Below are 16727 nucleotides of genomic sequence, written 5' to 3'. Positions count from 1 at the left end.
GAAGAGAAACACTCCTCCATGACGCCTGCCCTGAACAAGCCCCTTCCTGAATTCGAAGCGCTCGCTACCAGCGGCATCAAATTCACGCCAGCCGCCTACGCGGGGCAGATCGTGGTCTTGTATTTCTACCCCAAGGACAATACCCCGGGTTGTACCACCGAGGCACTGCAGTTCCGCGATCAACACAAGGAATTCGTGAAGTCCGGCGCAGTCGTGTTCGGTGTGTCGCGCGACAACATGGTGTCGCACGACAAGTTCCGCCAGACGCTGGAACTGCCCTTCGATCTCATCGCCGACACCGAAGAAAAGCTCTGCCACATGTTCGGCGTGGTCAAGAACAAGATCATGTACGGCAAGAAGGTCAAGGGCATCGAGCGCAGCACCTTCCTGATCGACGCCAGCGGCGTGCTGCGTGCCGAATGGCGCGGCATCAAGGTCGCCGGCCACGTGGACGAAGTGCTCAAGGCTGTCAAGGCGCTCAAGACCACGGCCTGAGCCCTGGCCCCAAAGCTCAACGCACCATCTTGATGCACCGGCGCCACGCGCCGATGCACCCAGCCGGCTCCTAAAGCCGGCTTTTTTACGCCCGCATGACAACCCCAGCGTCCAGACTTCCCTCTCACGCATAGGCATGGGAGCTGCTAGAAAGGCGTCATGGCGCCGACGCCCAGTGGTTGCAGCAGCAGTAATCCCCATGTTGTGGGGGGTTATGATGGCTGCATGCCCCTGAGTCGTCAGCGCGCATCGAGCCGAAGCCGCACCGTCCTGCCGGACCGTGCGGCTTCGGCGTTTTCGGCCTCCGTAAACGCATCTTCCAGAGGACCTTCATGCCCCTTCCCAAGCCGCCTGCCCGCAAAGCCGCTCAGCTCACGCCCGCCGACTTCGAGTCGCAAGCCGCTCCCAAGGGCGGCAAACGCGGCTTGAAACGGGCCGCTGCCGCGGAAGCCGAGTCGGCGTTGCTGGACCTGCGCAACGACGCCGCCGAGGCCGCGGCACCGCCCCTCGAGGTCTCCACGCCTGCGACGGCCGCGCCCAGCGCGCAGCCCGCGTCGCCCAACACCCAGGCCACGCCGCGCCCGCGCAAGCCGCGCAGCACCGGCCCGGCCAAGCTCTTCGTGCTCGACACCAACGTGCTCATGCACGACCCGATGAGCCTGTTCCGCTTCGACGAGCACGACATCTACCTGCCGATGATCACGCTCGAGGAGCTCGACGGCCACAAGAAGGGCATGAGCGAGGTCTCGCGCAACGTGCGCCAGGTCAGCCGCGACCTCGACGCCCTGGCCGGCGGCCCCGACGCCGCCAAGCTCGACCCGGCCGCTGGCATCCCGCTGGCCAAGACCGGCCACAAGGAGGCGCTGGGCAAGCTCTTCTTCCAGACCCAGCTGCTGGAGACCCGGCTGCCCCAGGGCCTGCCCCAAGGCAAGGCCGACAACCAGATCCTGGGCGTGGTGCAGTCGTTGCGCGAACAACAGCCGCAGCGCGAGGTCGTGCTGGTGTCCAAGGACATCAACATGCGCATCAAGGCCCGCGCGCTGGGCCTGCAGGCCGAGGACTACTTCAACGACAAGACGCTCGACGACGTCGACCTGCTCTACACCGGCGTGCTGCCGCTGCCGGCGGACTTCTGGGACCGCCACGGCAAGACCATGGAGAGCTGGCAGCAGGGCGGCCACACCTTCTACCGCATCAGCGGCCCGATGGTGCCGGCGCTGCTGGTGAACCAGTTCGTGTACCTGGAGACGCCCGGCGCCGCGCCGCTGTACGCGCGCGTGACCGAGATCACCGGCAAGAGCGCCGTGCTCAAGACGCTCAAGGAGTACACGCACCAGAAGAACGCCGTCTGGGGCGTCACGGCGCGCAACCGCGAGCAGAACTTCGCGCTGAACCTGCTCATGGACCCGGAGTGCGACTTCCTCACCCTCACCGGCACGGCGGGCACCGGCAAGACGCTGATGACGCTGGCCGCGGGCCTGTCGCAGGTGCTCGATGACCGCCGCTACAGCGAGATCATCGTCACGCGCGTGACGGTGCCCGTGGGCGAGGACATCGGCTTCCTGCCCGGCACCGAGGAGGAGAAGATGGGCCCGTGGATGGGCGCGCTCGACGACAACCTGGAGGTGCTCGCGCGCAGCGACTCCAGCGCCGGCGAGTGGGGCCGCGCCGCCACCAACGAGCTGGTGCGCAGCAAGATCCGCATCAAGAGCCTGAACTTCATGCGAGGGCGCACCTTCCTCAACAAGTACGTGATCATCGACGAGGCCCAGAACCTCACGCCCAAGCAGATGAAGACGCTGATCACGCGCGCGGGCCCCGGCACCAAGATCGTCTGCCTGGGCAACCTGGCGCAGATCGACACGCCCTACCTCACCGAGGGCAGCTCCGGCCTGACCTACGCCGTGGACCGCTTCAAGGGCTGGCCGCACTCGGGCCACGTCATGCTCGCGCGCGGCGAGCGCTCGCGCCTGGCGGACTTCGCGTCGGAAGTGCTGTAAGACCTTCCGCCTCTCCCGCCCGAAGGGCTGCGCAAGCAGCCCTTTTTCGTTGCCGGGCCTCTCCCGCGCCGGGACTACAGTCCGGCCCCGATGAAGCTGCGTCTGAAAATCCTGCTGCTGGCCCTGCTGCCGCTGGCCGCCGCGCTGTGCGGCGTGGCCTGGGCGGTCGTGCACCAGCAGCGCGAGCTGCTGGAGCGCGAGCGCAGCGCCGTGCAGCGCACCTACATGGAGGCGCGCCGCGACGAGCTGCGCCACTACGTGGACCTGGCCGTGAGCAACGTGCGCCCGCTGTACGAGCGCACCGCCCACCAGGACGCCGCGCAGCGCCAGGCCGCCACCACGCAGGCGCTGGCGCTCATCGCGCAGCTGGACTACGGCACCGACGGCTACTTCTTCGTCTACGACCTGCAGGGCCGCGTGCTGATGCACTCGCGCCAGCCGGAGCTGGTGGGCCAGAACCTGTGGGAGCTGCGCGACCCCAAGGGCAACCCCACCATCCAGCGCCTGATCGCCCAGGCCCAGGCCGGCGGCGGCTACGTCGAGTACCTGTGGCGCCAGCCCTCCAACGAGCGCATGGCGCCCAAGCTGGGCTACGTGGTCGCGCTGCCGCAGTGGAACTGGATGCTCGGCACGGGGCTGTACCTGGACAGCATCCAGGCCACGCTGGCGCAGCTCGAAGCCGAGGCGCGCAGCAACGTCACCGGCACGCTGTGGCTGATCGGCGGCATCGCGCTGGCGGCACTGCTGCTCATCAGCGCCAGCGGCCTGGCCCTGAACCTGAGCGAGCAGCGCGCGGCCGAACACAAGCTGCGCGCGCTGGCGCACCAGGTGGTGCGGCTGCAGGAGGAGGAGCGCGCGCACCTGGCGCGCGAGCTGCACGACAGCCTGAGCCAGCACCTGGTGTCGATCAAGCTGCTGGTGGAGTCCGCCCAGCACGACACCCGCCCCGAGCTGCTGCGGCAGGCGTCGCAGCGCCTGGGCGACAGCCTCAACGAGGTGCGGCGCATCTCGCACCGGCTGCGCCCCGCCCTGCTGGACACGCTGGGCCTGCCGTCGGCGCTGGCGCACCTGGCGCAGGAGTTGCACGAGAGCGGCGCGATGCAGGCCGGCGCCAGCGTGGAAGGCACGCCGCACGCGCTGCCCGAGGTGGTCAACACGGTGCTGTTCCGCGTCGCGCAGGAGGCGCTGACCAACGCCGCCAAGCACGCCGCGGCGCAGCACCTGGCGCTGACGCTGGAGTTCCCCTCCGAGGGCGGCGTGGCCATGCGCGTGCTCGACGACGGCCGCGGCTTCGACACCGAGGCGGCGCAGGCCGACCCCGGCACCGGCATCGGCCTGCGCAACATGCGCGAGCGCCTGGCCTCCATCGGCGGCCGGCTGGACGTGCAGAGCCGCCCCGGCCACGGCACGCAAGTGGAAGCCGTGATCGACGCACCGCAGCTCGCGCGGCTCGCCCGCGACAATCCCGCGCCATGAGCACCTCGCCCCCGCTGCGCATCCTCCTCGTCGACGACCACCCGCTGGTGCGCGAGGGCCTGCGCGCACGGCTGCAGGCCGGCGGCGGCTGCGAGGTCACGGCCGAGGCCGGCAGCGCGGAGGCGGCGATGCAGGCGCTGCTGCGCGAGCAGCCCGACCTGGTGCTGATGGACGTGGGCCTCAAGGGCAGCGAGGCCAACGGCATCGAGCTGGCGGCGCGGATGATCGAGCGCTGCCCCGAGCTGCGCGTGCTGATGTTCAGCATGTACGACAACCCCGAGTACGTGCAGCGTGCGCTGCAGGCCGGCGCGCGCGGCTACGTGCTCAAGGACGCTGCGGCGGACGAGCTGCTGGCCGCCATCGAGGCGGTGCGCTCCGGCGGCACCTTCCTCAGCCCCGGCGTGACGCGGCGCCTGTTCCGCGCCCAGGCGCCCAAGCCGCTGCTCACCCCGCGCGAGAGCGAGATCCTCAGCGCCATGGCGCGCGGCGAGAGCAGCAAGCAGATCGCGCGGGCGCTGGACCTTTCGGTGCGCACGGTCGAGACGCATCGCCAGAACATCAAGCGCAAGCTGGAGCTCGACAGCCCGGCCGACCTCATGCGCTACGCGCTGGAGCACGCGCGCAACCCCTGAGCTCTAGGGGTTGACCCCTAGGTGGCGCCACGCAAGCGCCGCCGGTGCGGGGACGGATGTGCGGGGGTGCCGCGATGCGGACCATGACGCCCCTGTCCATCAACCCGTTGCGCGCGAATGCACTGGCCGTGCCCGACGCGCAGGAGGAGACCGTCCATGTCCTTTATCCGTCGCCACCTCGCCTGGGCGGGCGTGGCCCTGCTGGGCGCGTCCGCGCTGGCCGTCGTGGCCCTGTCGCGCGGCGAGGCCGTCAGCGCACTGTGGGTCGTCATCGCGGCCGTGTGCGTCTACCTCATCGGCTACCGCTACTACAGCCTGTTCCTCGCGCAACGGGTCCTGGGCCTGGACGCCACGCGCCAGACACCGGCCTGGAAATACAACGACGGCCTGGACTTCGTGCCCACCAACAAGCACGTGCTCTACGGCCACCACTTCGCCGCCATCGCGGGCGCGGGCCCGCTGGTGGGGCCGGTGCTGGCGGCGCAGATGGGCTATTTGCCCGGGCTGCTGTGGATCCTGGCCGGCGTGGTCTTCGCCGGGGCGGTGCAGGACTTGATCGTGCTGTTCATCTCCACGCGCCGCGACGGCCGCTCGCTGGGCGACCTGGTCAAGCAGGAGATGGGCACGGTGCCGGGGCTGATCGCGCTCTTCGGCGCCTTCATGATCATGATCATCATCCTGGCGGTGCTGGCGCTGATCGTGGTGAAGGCGCTGGCCGAGTCGCCCTGGGGCACCTTCACGGTGGCCGCCACCATCCCGGTGGCGCTGTTCATGGGCGTGTACCTGCGCTTCATCCGCCCGGGCCGCATCGGCGAGGTCTCCATCATCGGCTTCGTGCTGCTGATGGGCGCCATCCTCGGCGGCCAGTGGATCCACGAGAGCCCCGCCCTCGCGCCGCTGTTCACCTTCGACGGCAAGGCGCTGACGTGGATGCTGATCGGCTACGGCTTCGTGGCCGCCTCGATTCCCGTGTGGCTGCTGCTGGCGCCGCGCGACTACCTCAGCACCTTCCTGAAGATCGGCACCATCGTGGCGCTGGCGGTGGGCATCCTGATCGTGGCGCCCACGCTGCAGATGCCCAAGCTCACGCAGTTCGCCGCGGGCAACGGCCCGGTGTGGGCGGGCAGCCTGTTCCCCTTCCTGTTCATCACCATCGCCTGCGGCGCCGTCTCCGGCTTCCACTCCCTGATCTCCTCGGGCACCACGCCCAAGATGCTGGAGAACGAGACCCACGCCCGCTACATCGGCTACGGCGGCATGCTGGCCGAGAGCTTCGTGGCGGTGATGGCGCTGGTGGCGGCCTCGTGCATCGAGCCCGGCGTGTACTTCGCGATGAACAGCCCGGCCGCGATGGTGGGCAAGACGCCCGAGGCCGTGGCGGCGACGCTGTCCACCTGGGGCTTCGTGGTCACGCCCGAGATGCTGGTGCAGACCGCCAAGGACGTGGGCGAGAACACCATCCTGGCGCGCGCCGGCGGCGCGCCCACGCTGGCCGTGGGCATGGCGCACATCCTCCACCAGGTCGTGGGCGGCAAGGCGATGATGGCCTTCTGGTACCACTTCGCGATCCTGTTCGAGGCGCTGTTCATCCTCACCGCGGTGGACGCCGGCACCCGCGCCGGGCGCTTCATGCTGCAGGACCTGCTGGGCAGCTTCGTGCCCGCGCTCAAGCGCACCGAGTCGCTGCCCGCGAACCTGCTGGCCACGGGGCTGTGCGTGGCGGCCTGGGGCTACTTCCTGTACCAGGGCGTGGTCGATCCGCTGGGCGGCATCAACACGCTGTGGCCGCTGTTCGGCATCGCCAACCAGATGCTCGCGGCAGTGGCGCTGATGCTGGGCACGGTGGTGCTGTTCAAGATGAAGAAGGACCGCTACGCCTGGGTCACGATCCTGCCGACGGTGTGGCTGCTGCTGTGCACGCTCACGGCGGGCTGGCAGAAGATCTTCTCGGAGGACGTGCGCGTGGGCTTCCTGGCGCATGCGCGCAAGTACGCCGACGCGCTGGCGCAGGGCCAGGTGCTGGCGCCGGCCAAGAGCCTGGACGCCATGGAGCGCGTGATCTTCAACGACCGGCTCGATGCCGCGCTGTGCGCGCTGTTCATGTTCGTGGTGGCGAGCGTGCTGGTCTACGGCGTGCGCAGCGTGCTGGCCGCGCGCTCCAGCCGCCAGCCCACGGTGCGCGAGATGGCCTACGAGCGCCTGCCCGCCGACGCCAAGGCGGCCGCCCATGCCTGAGGCCAAGGCGCCGGACGCCCTGGCCCGCCTGGGCCAGGCCGGCCGCTACTTCGCGCAGGGCCTGCGGCTGATGGTGGGGCTGCCGGACTACGGCGGCTACCTGGAGCACATGCAGCGCACCCACCCGGACCAGGAGCCCATGAGCTACGAGGCCTTCTTCCGCGAGCGGCAGCAGGCGCGCTATGCGTCGCGGGCGGGGAAGTGCTGCTGAGCAGCGATTGAAGTTGCAATCGCAACCGCATACGAAAAAAGGGCCGCTTTCGCGGCCCTTTCCCCTCCTCCTCCTGACGCCCTCTTGTTACTTGACGGTCACCAGGTCGCTGATCTGGCGCAGCGCCGCCGGGTCTTCCATCGTGGTCAGGTCGCCCGGATCGCGCTGCTCGCACACGGCCTGGATGGCGCGGCGCAAAAGCTTCCCGGAGCGGGTCTTGGGCAGCACGCTCACGAAGCGCACGCGCGCCGGACGCGCCACGGCGCCGAGCTGGGCGTCCACCGTCTTCATGATCTCGCCTTCGAGCTGCGCCAGCCTGGCCTCGTCGCCCAGCGCCGTGGCGTCGCGCAGCACCGCGAAGGCCATGGCGACCTGGCCCTTGAGCTGGTCGGCCACGCCCACCACCGCCACTTCGGCCACGGCCGCGTGGCTGCAGATGCTCTCCTCGATCTCGCGCGTGCCCAGGCGGTGGCCGGCAACGTTGATCACGTCGTCGGTGCGGCCCAGGATGAAGTAGTAGCCGTCCTTGTCGCGGATGCCCCAGTCGAAGGTGCTGTACAGCCAGCGCTCGGGCTTGCCGTCCAGCGCGGGCACCTTCTGCCAGTAGGTCTTGACGAAGCGGTCGTCGTCGCCCCACACCGTCTGCAGGCAGCCCGGGGGCAGCGGGCCCTCGACCACCACCACGCCTTTCTGGTCGGCGCCGGCAAGCTCCTCGCCCGTCTGCTGGTCGATCAGCTTGACGTCGTAGCCGTAGGTGGGCACGCCGGGGCTGCCGAACTTGCTGGGCTGCTTCTCCACGCCGTTGGCGATGGACAGGATCGGCCAGCCGGTCTCGGTCTGCCAGTAGTTGTCGATGATCGGGCAGCCCAGGCCGTCGCTGATCCAGCGCGCGGTCGGCTCGTCCAGCGGCTCGCCGGCCAGGAACAGCGCCTTCAGCGAGGACAGGTCGTACTTCTTGAGCAGCGCCGGGTCGTGCTTCTTGAGCACGCGCACCGCGGTCGGGGCGCTGAACATGACGGTGGCCTTGTACTTCTCGACCAGGCTCCACCACACGCCGGCGTCCGGCGTGGTCGGCAGGCCCTCGTACAGGATGGTGGTCATGCCGCCGATCAGCGGCCCATACACGATGTAGCTGTGGCCCACCACCCAGCCGATGTCGCTGGTGCACAGGAAGGTCTCGCCCGGCTGGCCCATGAAGATGTGCGGGATGCTCGCCGCCAGCGCCACGGTGTAGCCGCCGGTGTCGCGCTGCACGCCCTTGGGCTTGCCGGTGGTGCCGCTGGTGTAGAGCGTGTAGCTCGGGTGCGTGGCGTCGACCCAGGTCACGGGCACCTGCGTGTCCAGCACCTGCTCGCGCGCGGCGGCGTAGTCCACGTCGCGGCCTTCGGTGCGCTCCATCGGCGCCAGGCCGCGGTCCACCAGCAGCACCTTGGCCGGCTTGTGGCTGGACAGGCGCAGCGCCTCGTCCAGCAGCGGCTTGTACGGGATGACCTTGCCGCCGCGCGAGCCGCCGTCGGCGCTGACCACCACCGTCGGGCTCGAGTCCTCGATGCGGCTGGCCAGGCTGTGGCTGGCGAAGCCGCCGAACACCACCGAGTGGATCGCGCCCAGCCGCACCGCGGCCAGCATCGCGAACACCGCCTCCGGGATCATCGGCATGTACAGCAGCACCCGGTCGCCCTGCTTGACGCCCAGCGACTGCAGCACCGCCGCCATGCGCTGCACCTCGGCATGCAGCTCGCGGAAGCTGTACGCCTGCTCCTTGCCCACCTCGGTGGACACCCACACCAGCGCGTTCTGGTCCGGACGGTCCTTGAGATGGCGGTCCACCGCGTTGTGGCACAGGTTGGTCTCACCGCCCGGGAACCAGCGCACGAAGGGCGCACGGCTGTAGTCGCAGACTTGATCGAAGGGCTTGTTCCACTCGATCAGCTTGGCCTGCTCGGCCCAGAAGTCCTCGCGCTGCTGGATCGAGCGCTGGTGAAAGTCCGCATAGGTCATGCTGTGGCTCCTCTTTGGATGCGAAATAATGAATTCAAAATCTGGCGTGACGGCAGTGCCCGGCGCTGCCTCGCGCGCTCTCAGTCTTCAGTTCAACCGTTCAACGCTCAACCGTCGATGCGTACCACGATGCGGCCGCGCACCCGACCTTCCATCAGCGCGCGGGCGCCGTCCTGGGCCTGCGACAGCGGCAGCTCCTCGGTGATGCGCTCCAGCAGCGTGGTGTCCAGGGCCTCGAACACGCGCTGCCAGGCCGCCTCGCGCTGCGGGCGCGTCGCCCACACGCTGTCGACGCCGGCGAGCGTGACCCCGCGCAGGATGAAGGGCATCACCGTGCCCGGCAGGTCGCCGCCCTGCGCCAGCCCGCAGGCTGCCACGGTGCCGTGCCGCTTCGTTTGCGCCAGCGCATTGATGAGCGTGTGGCTGCCCAGCGCGTCCACCACGCCGTCCCAGCGCTCCTTCTGCAGCGGCTTGCCCGGGGCGGCCAGCGTGGCGCGGTCCAGCACCTCGGCCGCGCCCAGCTCGCGCAGGTAGTCGGCTTCCGCCGGCTTGCCCGTGAGCGCCGTGACGCGGTGACCGGCGCGCGCCAGCAGCGCCAGCGCGATGCTGCCCACGCCGCCGGTGGCGCCCGTCACCAGCACCTCGCTGCCAGGCTTGAGGCCGTGTTGCTCCAGCGCCAGCACCGCCAGCGCCGCCGTGAAGCCGGCCGTGCCCACCGCCATGGCGTGGCGGGCGCTGAAGCCCTCGGGCAGCTTGACCAGCCCGTCGGGCGGCAGCACCGCCTGCTGCGCCAGGCAGCCCCAGCGCAGCTCGCCCACGTCGGCGCCGGTGCTCAGCACGCGGTCGCCGGGCTTGAAGTCCGGATGCCGGCTCGCCAGCACCGTACCCGCGCCGTCGATGCCCGGCACTATCGGGAAGCTGCGCACCACGGGCGCGCGATTAGTGATGGCCAGGCCGTCCTTGAAGTTCAGCGTCGAGTACTCGACGCCCACCAGCACCTCGCCGTCGCCCGGTTCGAGCGCGGGCAGCTCGCGCACCTGGGCGCTGAAACCGCTCTCGTCCTTCTGCAGGTACAGGGCCTTGAACAACATGGGGTGCGTCTCCTGATGGCGACCGGTGGCCGGCGGCTCATGTTCTGAGGGTGGGATTGCATGCCGAAGCCCTGACGGCATGCTGACGCACCGCAAGGTGGGAAAAGGAAGCAGGAAAAGCGAAAAAATCCATCCCCCGAGCGTGGTAACCTCCGCGCCCGTGAAGAAAGCCCTGCCATCCCTGCTGCTGTCTTGTTGCCTTCTCGCCACAGTCGGTGTGAAGGCGGCCCCGCCGGCCGACAGCCCGGCCCCGGTCGCGCCTGCGGATGGCGTCACGCAACTGCTGATCGACCGCGGCCTGCTGCCTGCCAAGGCCATGCCGCTGATGCAGAACATGCGGGACCGGGCTTCGGACCTGGTGCTTTCCGCCTTCGACTTCCTGGGCGTGCCCTACCGCCGCGGCGGCAACACGGCCGAGACGGGTTTCGACTGCAGCGGCTTCACGCGCCACGTGTTCGAACAGACGCTGGGCCTGGTGCTGCCGCGCCGCGCCGACGAGCAGGCCAAGGCCGACGGCCTGGAGAACGTGGGCCGCGAGGAGCTCAAGCCGGGCGACCTGGTGTTCTTCAACACGCTGCGCCGCACCTTCTCGCACGTGGGCATCTACGTCGGCGACGGCAAGTTCATCCACGCGCCGCGCACCGGCCAGGTGGTGCGCGTGGAGGACATGCGCGAGGCCTACTGGGCGCGCCGCTTCACGGGCGCGCGCCGCGTGCCCGGCGCCGACGGCACGCAGATGCTGCGCGGCGTGAACGCCCAGCCCAGCCCCTGAGACGCCGCGCGGCGCCGGCCGGCGCCCGGGTGACGCAAACCCAACCTGCTTCAAATCCCTGCTTCGGAGGGAACGGCACAATCGGGGGATGGCCGAACGAGCGATTCCCATTGCCGACCTGCGCTACGCCGCGGCGACGCCTCGCATTCCCGAGCAGCTCACGCCCCCCAGCGGGCTGCTGTCCGACCGCCTCGGCCGGCCGCTGCACGATTTGCGCATCTCCGTCACGGACCGCTGCAACTTCCGCTGCAGCTACTGCATGCCCAAGGAGATCTTCACCAACGACTACGGCTTCCTGCCGCAGTCGTCGCTGCTGAGCTTCGAGGAGATCACGCGGCTGGCGCGCCTCTTCGCCGCGCACGGCGTGCACAAGCTCCGCCTCACCGGCGGCGAGCCGCTGCTGCGCAAGAACGTCGAGACCCTGATCGGCATGCTCTCCGAGCTGCGCACGCCCGACGGGCAGCCGCTGGACCTCACGCTCACCACCAACGCCACGCTGCTGGCGCGCAAGGCGCAGGCGCTGAAGGACGCGGGCCTGAAGCGCGTGACGGTGAGCCTGGACGCGCTGGACGACGCCGTGTTCCGCCGCATGAACGACGTGGACTTCCCCGTCGCCGAGGTGCTGGCTGGCATCGAGGAGGCGCGCCGGGTGGGGCTGGGGCCGATCAAGGTGAACATGGTCGTCAAGCGCGGCACCAACGACCACGAGATCGTGCCCATGGCGCGCTGGTTCCGGGAGCACTACGACGGGCAGGTGATCCTGCGCTTCATCGAGTTCATGGACGTCGGCAGCTCCAACGGCTGGCGCATGAACGACGTGCTGCCTTCGGCACAGGTGCGCGAGCGCATCCACGAGGTGTTCCCGCTGGAGCCGCTGGAGCCCAACGCCACGGGCGAGACGGCCGAGCGCTGGCGCTACGTGGACGGCGCGGGCGAGATCGGGCTGATCTCCAGCGTGACGCAGGCCTTCTGCGGCGACTGCAACCGCGCGCGGCTCTCGACCGAAGGCCGCCTCTATTTGTGCCTGTTCGCCTCGCAGGGGCAGGACCTGCGCGCGCTGCTGCGCGGCGGCGCCAGCGACGCGGAGATTGCCGGCGCCATCGGGCTGATCTGGCAGGAGCGCGAGGACCGCTACTCCGAGCTGCGCGGCGCGCAGGCGGCCGACCAGGGCAGCGGCCGGCGCCGCGTCGAGATGCACTACATCGGAGGCTGAACATGGGATTGATACCCGCCGGCGGTTCCTGCCGGCGCTGGCTGGCCGCCACTTCGGCCGCCGCGCTGCTGCTGCCCTGGCTGCTGGGCGAGCTGGCCAAGCAGTTCGTGCAGCCGGGCCTGTCCAACGACCCCGAGCGGCAGGCGCTGCTCATCGACTACATCGTCATCGGCGCGCTGGTGTTCGGGCTGACCATGGTGCTGACGGTGGCCATCGGCTGCTGGGTGCGCAAGGTGATGCAGGGCCCGGAGCGCCGCGCCGACGACTACCCGCTGCCCATTCGCGAAGACGAGCGCAATTCATGATCGACCCTCAGGACATCACCGGCCTGGTCCTGGCCGGCGGACGCGGCAGCCGCATGGGCGGCGTGGACAAGGGGCTGCAGACGCTGCAGGGCGTGCCGCTGGCGCTGCACGCGCTGCTGCGGCTGCAGCCGCAGGTGGGCGCGATGCTGATCAACGCCAACCGCAACCTCGCCGCCTATGAAAGCTTCGGCGTGCCGGTGTGGCCGGACGCCCTGCCCGATTTCCCGGGGCCGCTGGCCGGCTTCCTGGCCGGGCTGGAGCACTGCGAGACGGAATGGCTGGTCACGGTGCCCTGCGACACGCCGCGCTTTCCGGAGGACCTGGTGAAGCGCCTGGCCGACGCGGCCGAGGCGGCCGGCGCCGAGATCGCCATGCCCGTCACCGAGGAGGACGGCGAGCCGCAGGTGCAGCCGGTGTTCTGCCTGATGAAGGCCTCGCTGCTGGAGAGCCTGGTGCGCTTCACCGGCGAGGGCGGCCGCAAGATCGACCGCTGGGCCGCGCAGCACCGCCGCGTGGACGTGCCCTTCGCCGACGCCGCCGCCTTCTTCAACGCCAACACGCTGGCCGAGCTGCGCCAGCTCGATGCCTGAGCGCCCTGCCACCCACTTCAGTTTTGTTTTTCCGTTCGGGCTGAGCCCTTCGACAAGCTCAGGACAGGCTGTGTCGAAACCCCAAATTTTCCGTTCGGGCTGAGCCTGTCGAAGCCCCGCGGCCCGGCCGGGCTGCAGCCCTTCGACGAACTCAGGGCGAACGGACCAAGCCAGAAGAACTCATGACCCACACCGCCCTCGCCGACATCGCTTCCTGCCTCAGCGGCTACGACCCCAACGCGCTGCCCGTGGCGCAGGCGCAGGAGTTCATCAGCCGCATGGTTCCGCGCGTGCAGGCGGTGGAGAGCCTGGCGATCCGCTCCGCGCTGGGCCGGGTGCTGGCGCGGGACGTGGTGTCTCCCATCGACGTGCCGGCGCACGACAACTCGGCCATGGACGGTTTCGCCCTGCGCAGCGCCGACATGGCGGCCGAGGGCGACACGCTGCTGATGGTGGCCGGCACCGGCCTGGCCGGCGCGCAGTTCGAGGGCGACGTGCCCGCCGGCCACTGCGTGCGCATCATGACCGGCGCCGTGATGCCGGCCGGGCTGGACACGGTGGTGCCGCAGGAGTTCACGAAGCTGGTGGACGGCCAGGTGCTGCTGCCGGCCGGCGTGGTGCGCGCGGGCGACAACCGCCGTCTGGCGGGCGAGGATCTGAAGCGCGGCGAGCCCGCGCTGCGTGCCGGCCGCGTGCTGCGCCCGGCGGACCTGGGGCTGCTGGCCTCGCTGGGCCAGGCCGAGGTGCCAGTGCGGCGGCGGCTGCGCGTGGCCTTCTTCTCCACCGGCGACGAGCTGCGCTCCATCGGCGAGCCGCTGGACGCCGGCTGCGTGTACGACAGCAACCGCTACACGATCTGGGCGATGCTGCAGCGCCTGGGCGTGGAGGCGATCGACATGGGCGTGGTGCGCGACGACCCGGCCGCGCTGGAGACCGCCTTCCGCGAGGCGGCGGCCTGTGCCGACGCGGTGATCACCTCCGGCGGCGTGAGCGTGGGCGAGGCGGACCACACCAAGGCGGTGATGAAGACGCTGGGCGAGGTGCTGTTCTGGAAGATCGCGATGCGCCCGGGGCGGCCGATGGCGATCGGGCGCATCGGCGAGCCGGGGCGCGAGGCGGTGCTGTTCGGGCTGCCGGGCAACCCGGTGGCGGTGATGGTGACTTTCTATGCCTTCGTGCGCGAGGCGCTGCTGGCGATGTCGGGTGCCACGGCGGGGCCGCTGCCGCTGATCCGCGCCGCCAGCGCCACGCCGATCCGCAAGAAGGCCGGGCGCACCGAGTACCAGCGCGGCATCGTGGAGCGCGGCACCGACGGCCAGTGGAGCGTGCGCATCACCGGCAGCCAGGGCTCGGGCGTGCTGCGCAGCATGAGCGAGGCCAACGGGCTGATCGTGCTGGGGCACGAGCAGGGCAACGTGGCCGCGGGCGAGTTGGTCGATGTGCTGCCCTTCGAGGGCCTGATCTGAGCCCTGCCCCGCGGGCCGCTTGATTCCGAATTTCATCCCGTCCGTCAGCCAGGCCTGGTGGCTGCTGGCCGCGGTCATCGTGCTGGAGATTGCCGGCACGGTGTGCCTGCGCCTGAGCAAGGGCCTGACGCGCTGGCAGCCCTTGCTGCTGATCGTCGTCTTCTACGTGCTGTCCTTCGGCATCAACAGTTTCGTGGTGCGCACGCTGGGGCTGAGCGTGGTTTATGCCGTGTGGTCCGGCGTGGGGACCGTCGCCACCGCGGCGATTGGGTTCTGGTGGTTCAAGGAGCCGGTGACCGCGTTGAAACTCGCCAGCATTGGGTTGATTGTGGTGGGGGTAGTGGGATTGCATGCGGGCGCGCGCAGTTGAGCATGAAATCGCGAATATCGTGACTTATTCACGCTGTCGTCATGTAAATATGCTTGAAACGGAAGACTACAGAGGCACCTCAACATGCACACCCCACAGCCTGCATACACAAAACATTATTGGACCACGATGTAGGCAGGGTATTCCCCGTCCCATCACACAAGACAACAAGGCAACACACACCACCAGCTCATTCAAACATTAAAAAATATGTCCCTACCCACCGCCGTCTTTTTAGACACCAGTATCCTGGCAGGACAGCAGTATAATTTTGCCTCAACCGCATTATCTACTTTTATACCCCTTGCCAAGAGACACTCACTGAAGCTTCTTCTACCCGCACCTACGGAAAGTGAAGTCGTGAGACAAATACGGGAACGATCTCAAGAAGCACTGAAAGCATTGGAGGATGCACGTAGAAAAGCTCCGTTTCTGGCAAAATGGAAACACTTCCCTCCCAAAATGACGAGCCACACAATGGATTGGGAAGTTATGCGGATTGCTACTACTGAATGGCGCGATTTTTTAAGAAATTTTAACCTTATAAAACTTGACTATAGTACAGTTAATTTGACACAGGTCATGCAATGGTACGACAGCATCACGCCACCCTTTCGCGAAGGCAAAAAAAGGAAAGAGTTTCCTGATGCTTTCGCGATCGCCATTATTGAAGAATATGCACGCAAAACAGGCACCTCAATTGCTGTAGTTTCCGAAGATAGCGACATGAAGTTAGCGTGTGATCGCTTTGCGCCACTGCTTTATTTCAAATCACTACCAACACTCACAGAGCTATTACTTAGCGACGACAACAAACTCAACAACATTCGCGAATCCATCAAGGAAAATATCGATTCAGTTGAAGAAAGATGCGCCGAGATAGCCGCCGACATTTACTACTACCACTCAAACGAAGACTATGACGTCAAACGCACAAAAATACATGGATTCACAATTGAAGACATGAATATCGTTGCTATCGGAGCCGGGGAATGCACCATTACTTTCGATGGCACGCTTGAAGCTGAACATCTTTTGAATTGGAAAGAATGGGATCGTCATCATGAAGAATACTACTTAGAAGATGAATGGATTTTAGAAACCTGTTCTTTGAGTGGAACCGCCAAAGTAACACTTGACTCAAAGACAAACGTCGTTAATGAAATTACCTTCTTTGAACTTGACACGGCCGACATTGCAGTAATAGGAAGCCCTAGGCACAGATGGTGAGGCTCCCAGGATTGATTTTGCCTTTCGCCTCCATAACACTCTCATCAACTCAAGAGACGGCTCCCCAATTTGGCAAAAGGTAAGATCCAAGCCGAGCCCCCTGACCCCAGCCCTCCGCAAAACCAAAGAAAAAGCCCAACCGATGTACATTCAAGCCAGTTTAGTTGAAAAGCACTTCCGCGAAACCGAAGAGTTGCTTCGAAATATCCATAAAGACGATATAGCAAAATGGCTTCTTACTGTTGGATATTATCCGGAGAGCAATATTCTACCCCCGACGTTCATCTCAAATGATTTATCATTGCAATCGACACCCTACAACAAAGATGTAAAAGACTTAGCTCGCCGCAAGCTTAACGCAATCTCCTATCCCAAATCCCTGTTATCATCGCGCACCTTTGCAATACAACACCCCTGGAATTATCATGATATTGTATTTTATCTAGGACTTACGCAAAAGTTTGATAGAAAATCATAGAAATCCCATGAATTAATTTCAACTTGAACTTCTTGAAAGCATAGATCATAGTTTTGTCTTTCACTAGGCGGCGACATGAATCCATCCCGCGTGGACTACTGTCAGTTCCTGTTATCGAGTCAGGTCAACTTCACCTTGACGCACTATGCCGAGCATCATGCC

General features: G+C 67.0%; 16 protein-coding genes. 14 read left to right on the top strand and 2 right to left on the bottom strand.

The window, feature by feature from the left end; genetic code table 11:
- Positions 1-18: 18 nt before the first annotated feature.
- The 6 genes from H537_RS0111820 to H537_RS0111795 all read left to right on the top strand — a co-directional run bounded on the left by H537_RS0111820 (position 19) and on the right by H537_RS0111795 (position 7049).
- A complete protein-coding gene (locus H537_RS0111820) occupies positions 19-495 on the top strand; it encodes a peroxiredoxin (RefSeq protein ID WP_028998096.1) in 477 nt (158 codons plus the stop codon).
- Between the two features lie 332 nt (positions 496-827).
- A complete protein-coding gene (locus tag H537_RS0111815; protein WP_028998095.1) occupies positions 828-2495 on the top strand; it encodes a PhoH family protein in 1668 nt (555 codons plus the stop codon).
- Between the two features lie 90 nt (positions 2496-2585).
- Entirely contained in the window at positions 2586-3971 is a 1386-nt protein-coding gene (locus tag H537_RS0111810; protein WP_028998094.1) for a cache domain-containing protein, read from the top strand.
- On the top strand, positions 3968-4603 hold the full coding sequence (locus tag H537_RS0111805) for a response regulator transcription factor (protein ID WP_028998093.1): 636 nt from the start codon (positions 3968-3970) through the stop codon (positions 4601-4603). Before H537_RS0111810 ends, H537_RS0111805 begins: the two co-directional genes overlap by 4 nt.
- A gap of 156 nt (positions 4604-4759) precedes the next feature.
- Entirely contained in the window at positions 4760-6838 is a 2079-nt protein-coding gene (locus H537_RS0111800) for a carbon starvation CstA family protein (protein ID WP_028998092.1), read from the top strand.
- On the top strand, positions 6831-7049 hold the full coding sequence (locus tag H537_RS0111795) for a YbdD/YjiX family protein (protein WP_043458613.1): 219 nt from the start codon (positions 6831-6833) through the stop codon (positions 7047-7049). Before H537_RS0111800 ends, H537_RS0111795 begins: the two co-directional genes overlap by 8 nt.
- Before the next feature lie 87 nt (positions 7050-7136).
- Here H537_RS0111795 and H537_RS0111790 read toward each other — a convergent pair whose 3' ends face one another.
- Positions 7137-9050 carry a propionate--CoA ligase gene (locus H537_RS0111790; protein ID WP_028998090.1) on the bottom strand — a complete coding sequence of 638 codons (1914 nt, stop codon included), beginning with the start codon at positions 9048-9050 and terminating at the stop codon, positions 7137-7139.
- Between the two features lie 107 nt (positions 9051-9157).
- Complete coding sequence (locus H537_RS0111785) at positions 9158-10138, bottom strand: MDR family oxidoreductase (protein ID WP_028998089.1); 981 nt, start codon at positions 10136-10138, stop codon at positions 9158-9160.
- Between the two features lie 220 nt (positions 10139-10358).
- On the opposite strand from H537_RS0111785, the gene H537_RS42485 reads away from it, so the two are divergent.
- The 8 genes from H537_RS42485 (at position 10359) to H537_RS52615 (ending at position 16565) form a co-directional block, all read left to right on the top strand.
- Complete coding sequence (locus H537_RS42485) at positions 10359-10913, top strand: C40 family peptidase (RefSeq protein ID WP_238446668.1); 555 nt, start codon at positions 10359-10361, stop codon at positions 10911-10913.
- A gap of 88 nt (positions 10914-11001) precedes the next feature.
- A complete protein-coding gene (gene moaA, locus H537_RS0111775) occupies positions 11002-12126 on the top strand; it encodes a GTP 3',8-cyclase MoaA (RefSeq protein ID WP_028998088.1) in 1125 nt (374 codons plus the stop codon).
- A gap of 2 nt (positions 12127-12128) precedes the next feature.
- Positions 12129-12431 carry a hypothetical protein gene (locus H537_RS42480; protein WP_051242415.1) on the top strand — a complete coding sequence of 101 codons (303 nt, stop codon included), beginning with the start codon at positions 12129-12131 and terminating at the stop codon, positions 12429-12431.
- Entirely contained in the window at positions 12428-13021 is a 594-nt protein-coding gene (mobA, locus tag H537_RS0111765; RefSeq protein ID WP_028998087.1) for a molybdenum cofactor guanylyltransferase MobA, read from the top strand. The genes H537_RS42480 and mobA overlap by 4 nt, the downstream gene beginning before the upstream one ends.
- A gap of 182 nt (positions 13022-13203) precedes the next feature.
- A complete protein-coding gene (gene moeA, locus H537_RS0111760; RefSeq protein ID WP_028998086.1) occupies positions 13204-14487 on the top strand; it encodes a molybdopterin molybdotransferase MoeA in 1284 nt (427 codons plus the stop codon).
- Positions 14488-14506: 19 nt separating this feature from the next.
- Complete coding sequence (locus H537_RS0111755; protein WP_028998085.1) at positions 14507-14857, top strand: DMT family transporter; 351 nt, start codon at positions 14507-14509, stop codon at positions 14855-14857.
- A gap of 210 nt (positions 14858-15067) precedes the next feature.
- Positions 15068-16087, top strand: a complete 1020-nt coding sequence (locus H537_RS52620) for a PIN domain-containing protein (RefSeq protein WP_156901626.1) — start codon at positions 15068-15070, stop codon at positions 16085-16087.
- 142 nt (positions 16088-16229) lie between these two features.
- Positions 16230-16565, top strand: a complete 336-nt coding sequence (locus H537_RS52615; protein WP_156901625.1) for a hypothetical protein — start codon at positions 16230-16232, stop codon at positions 16563-16565.
- The last annotated feature ends 162 nt before the right edge of the window (positions 16566-16727 follow it).

This window comes from Azohydromonas australica DSM 1124 (genome assembly GCF_000430725.1).
GTDB classification, from domain to species: domain Bacteria; phylum Pseudomonadota; class Gammaproteobacteria; order Burkholderiales; family Burkholderiaceae_C; genus Azohydromonas; species Azohydromonas australica.
Note: the sequence above shows the minus strand (reverse complement) of the source record. Positions and strands in the feature narration are given on the sequence as shown.

Bases quoted from the DNA above. Each gene is read 5' to 3' on its own strand.
- H537_RS0111815 (WP_028998095.1), top strand. From the start codon at position 828: ATGCCCCTTCCCAAGCCGCCTGCCCGCAAAGCCGCTCAGCTCACGCCC.
- H537_RS0111795 (WP_043458613.1), top strand. From the start codon at position 6,831: ATGCCTGAGGCCAAGGCGCCGGACGCCCTGGCCCGCCTGGGCCAGGCC.
- H537_RS42480 (WP_051242415.1), top strand. From the start codon at position 12,129: ATGGGATTGATACCCGCCGGCGGTTCCTGCCGGCGCTGGCTGGCCGCC.
- H537_RS0111790 (WP_028998090.1), bottom strand. From the start codon at position 9,050: ATGACCTATGCGGACTTTCACCAGCGCTCGATCCAGCAGCGCGAGGAC.
- H537_RS0111805 (WP_028998093.1), top strand. From the start codon at position 3,968: ATGAGCACCTCGCCCCCGCTGCGCATCCTCCTCGTCGACGACCACCCG.
- H537_RS0111810 (WP_028998094.1), top strand. From the start codon at position 2,586: ATGAAGCTGCGTCTGAAAATCCTGCTGCTGGCCCTGCTGCCGCTGGCC.
- H537_RS52620 (WP_156901626.1), top strand. From the start codon at position 15,068: ATGTCCCTACCCACCGCCGTCTTTTTAGACACCAGTATCCTGGCAGGA.
- mobA (WP_028998087.1), top strand. From the start codon at position 12,428: ATGATCGACCCTCAGGACATCACCGGCCTGGTCCTGGCCGGCGGACGC.
- H537_RS52615 (WP_156901625.1), top strand. From the start codon at position 16,230: ATGTACATTCAAGCCAGTTTAGTTGAAAAGCACTTCCGCGAAACCGAA.
- moeA (WP_028998086.1), top strand. From the start codon at position 13,204: ATGACCCACACCGCCCTCGCCGACATCGCTTCCTGCCTCAGCGGCTAC.
- moaA (WP_028998088.1), top strand. From the start codon at position 11,002: ATGGCCGAACGAGCGATTCCCATTGCCGACCTGCGCTACGCCGCGGCG.
- H537_RS0111820 (WP_028998096.1), top strand. From the start codon at position 19: ATGACGCCTGCCCTGAACAAGCCCCTTCCTGAATTCGAAGCGCTCGCT.
- H537_RS0111800 (WP_028998092.1), top strand. From the start codon at position 4,760: ATGTCCTTTATCCGTCGCCACCTCGCCTGGGCGGGCGTGGCCCTGCTG.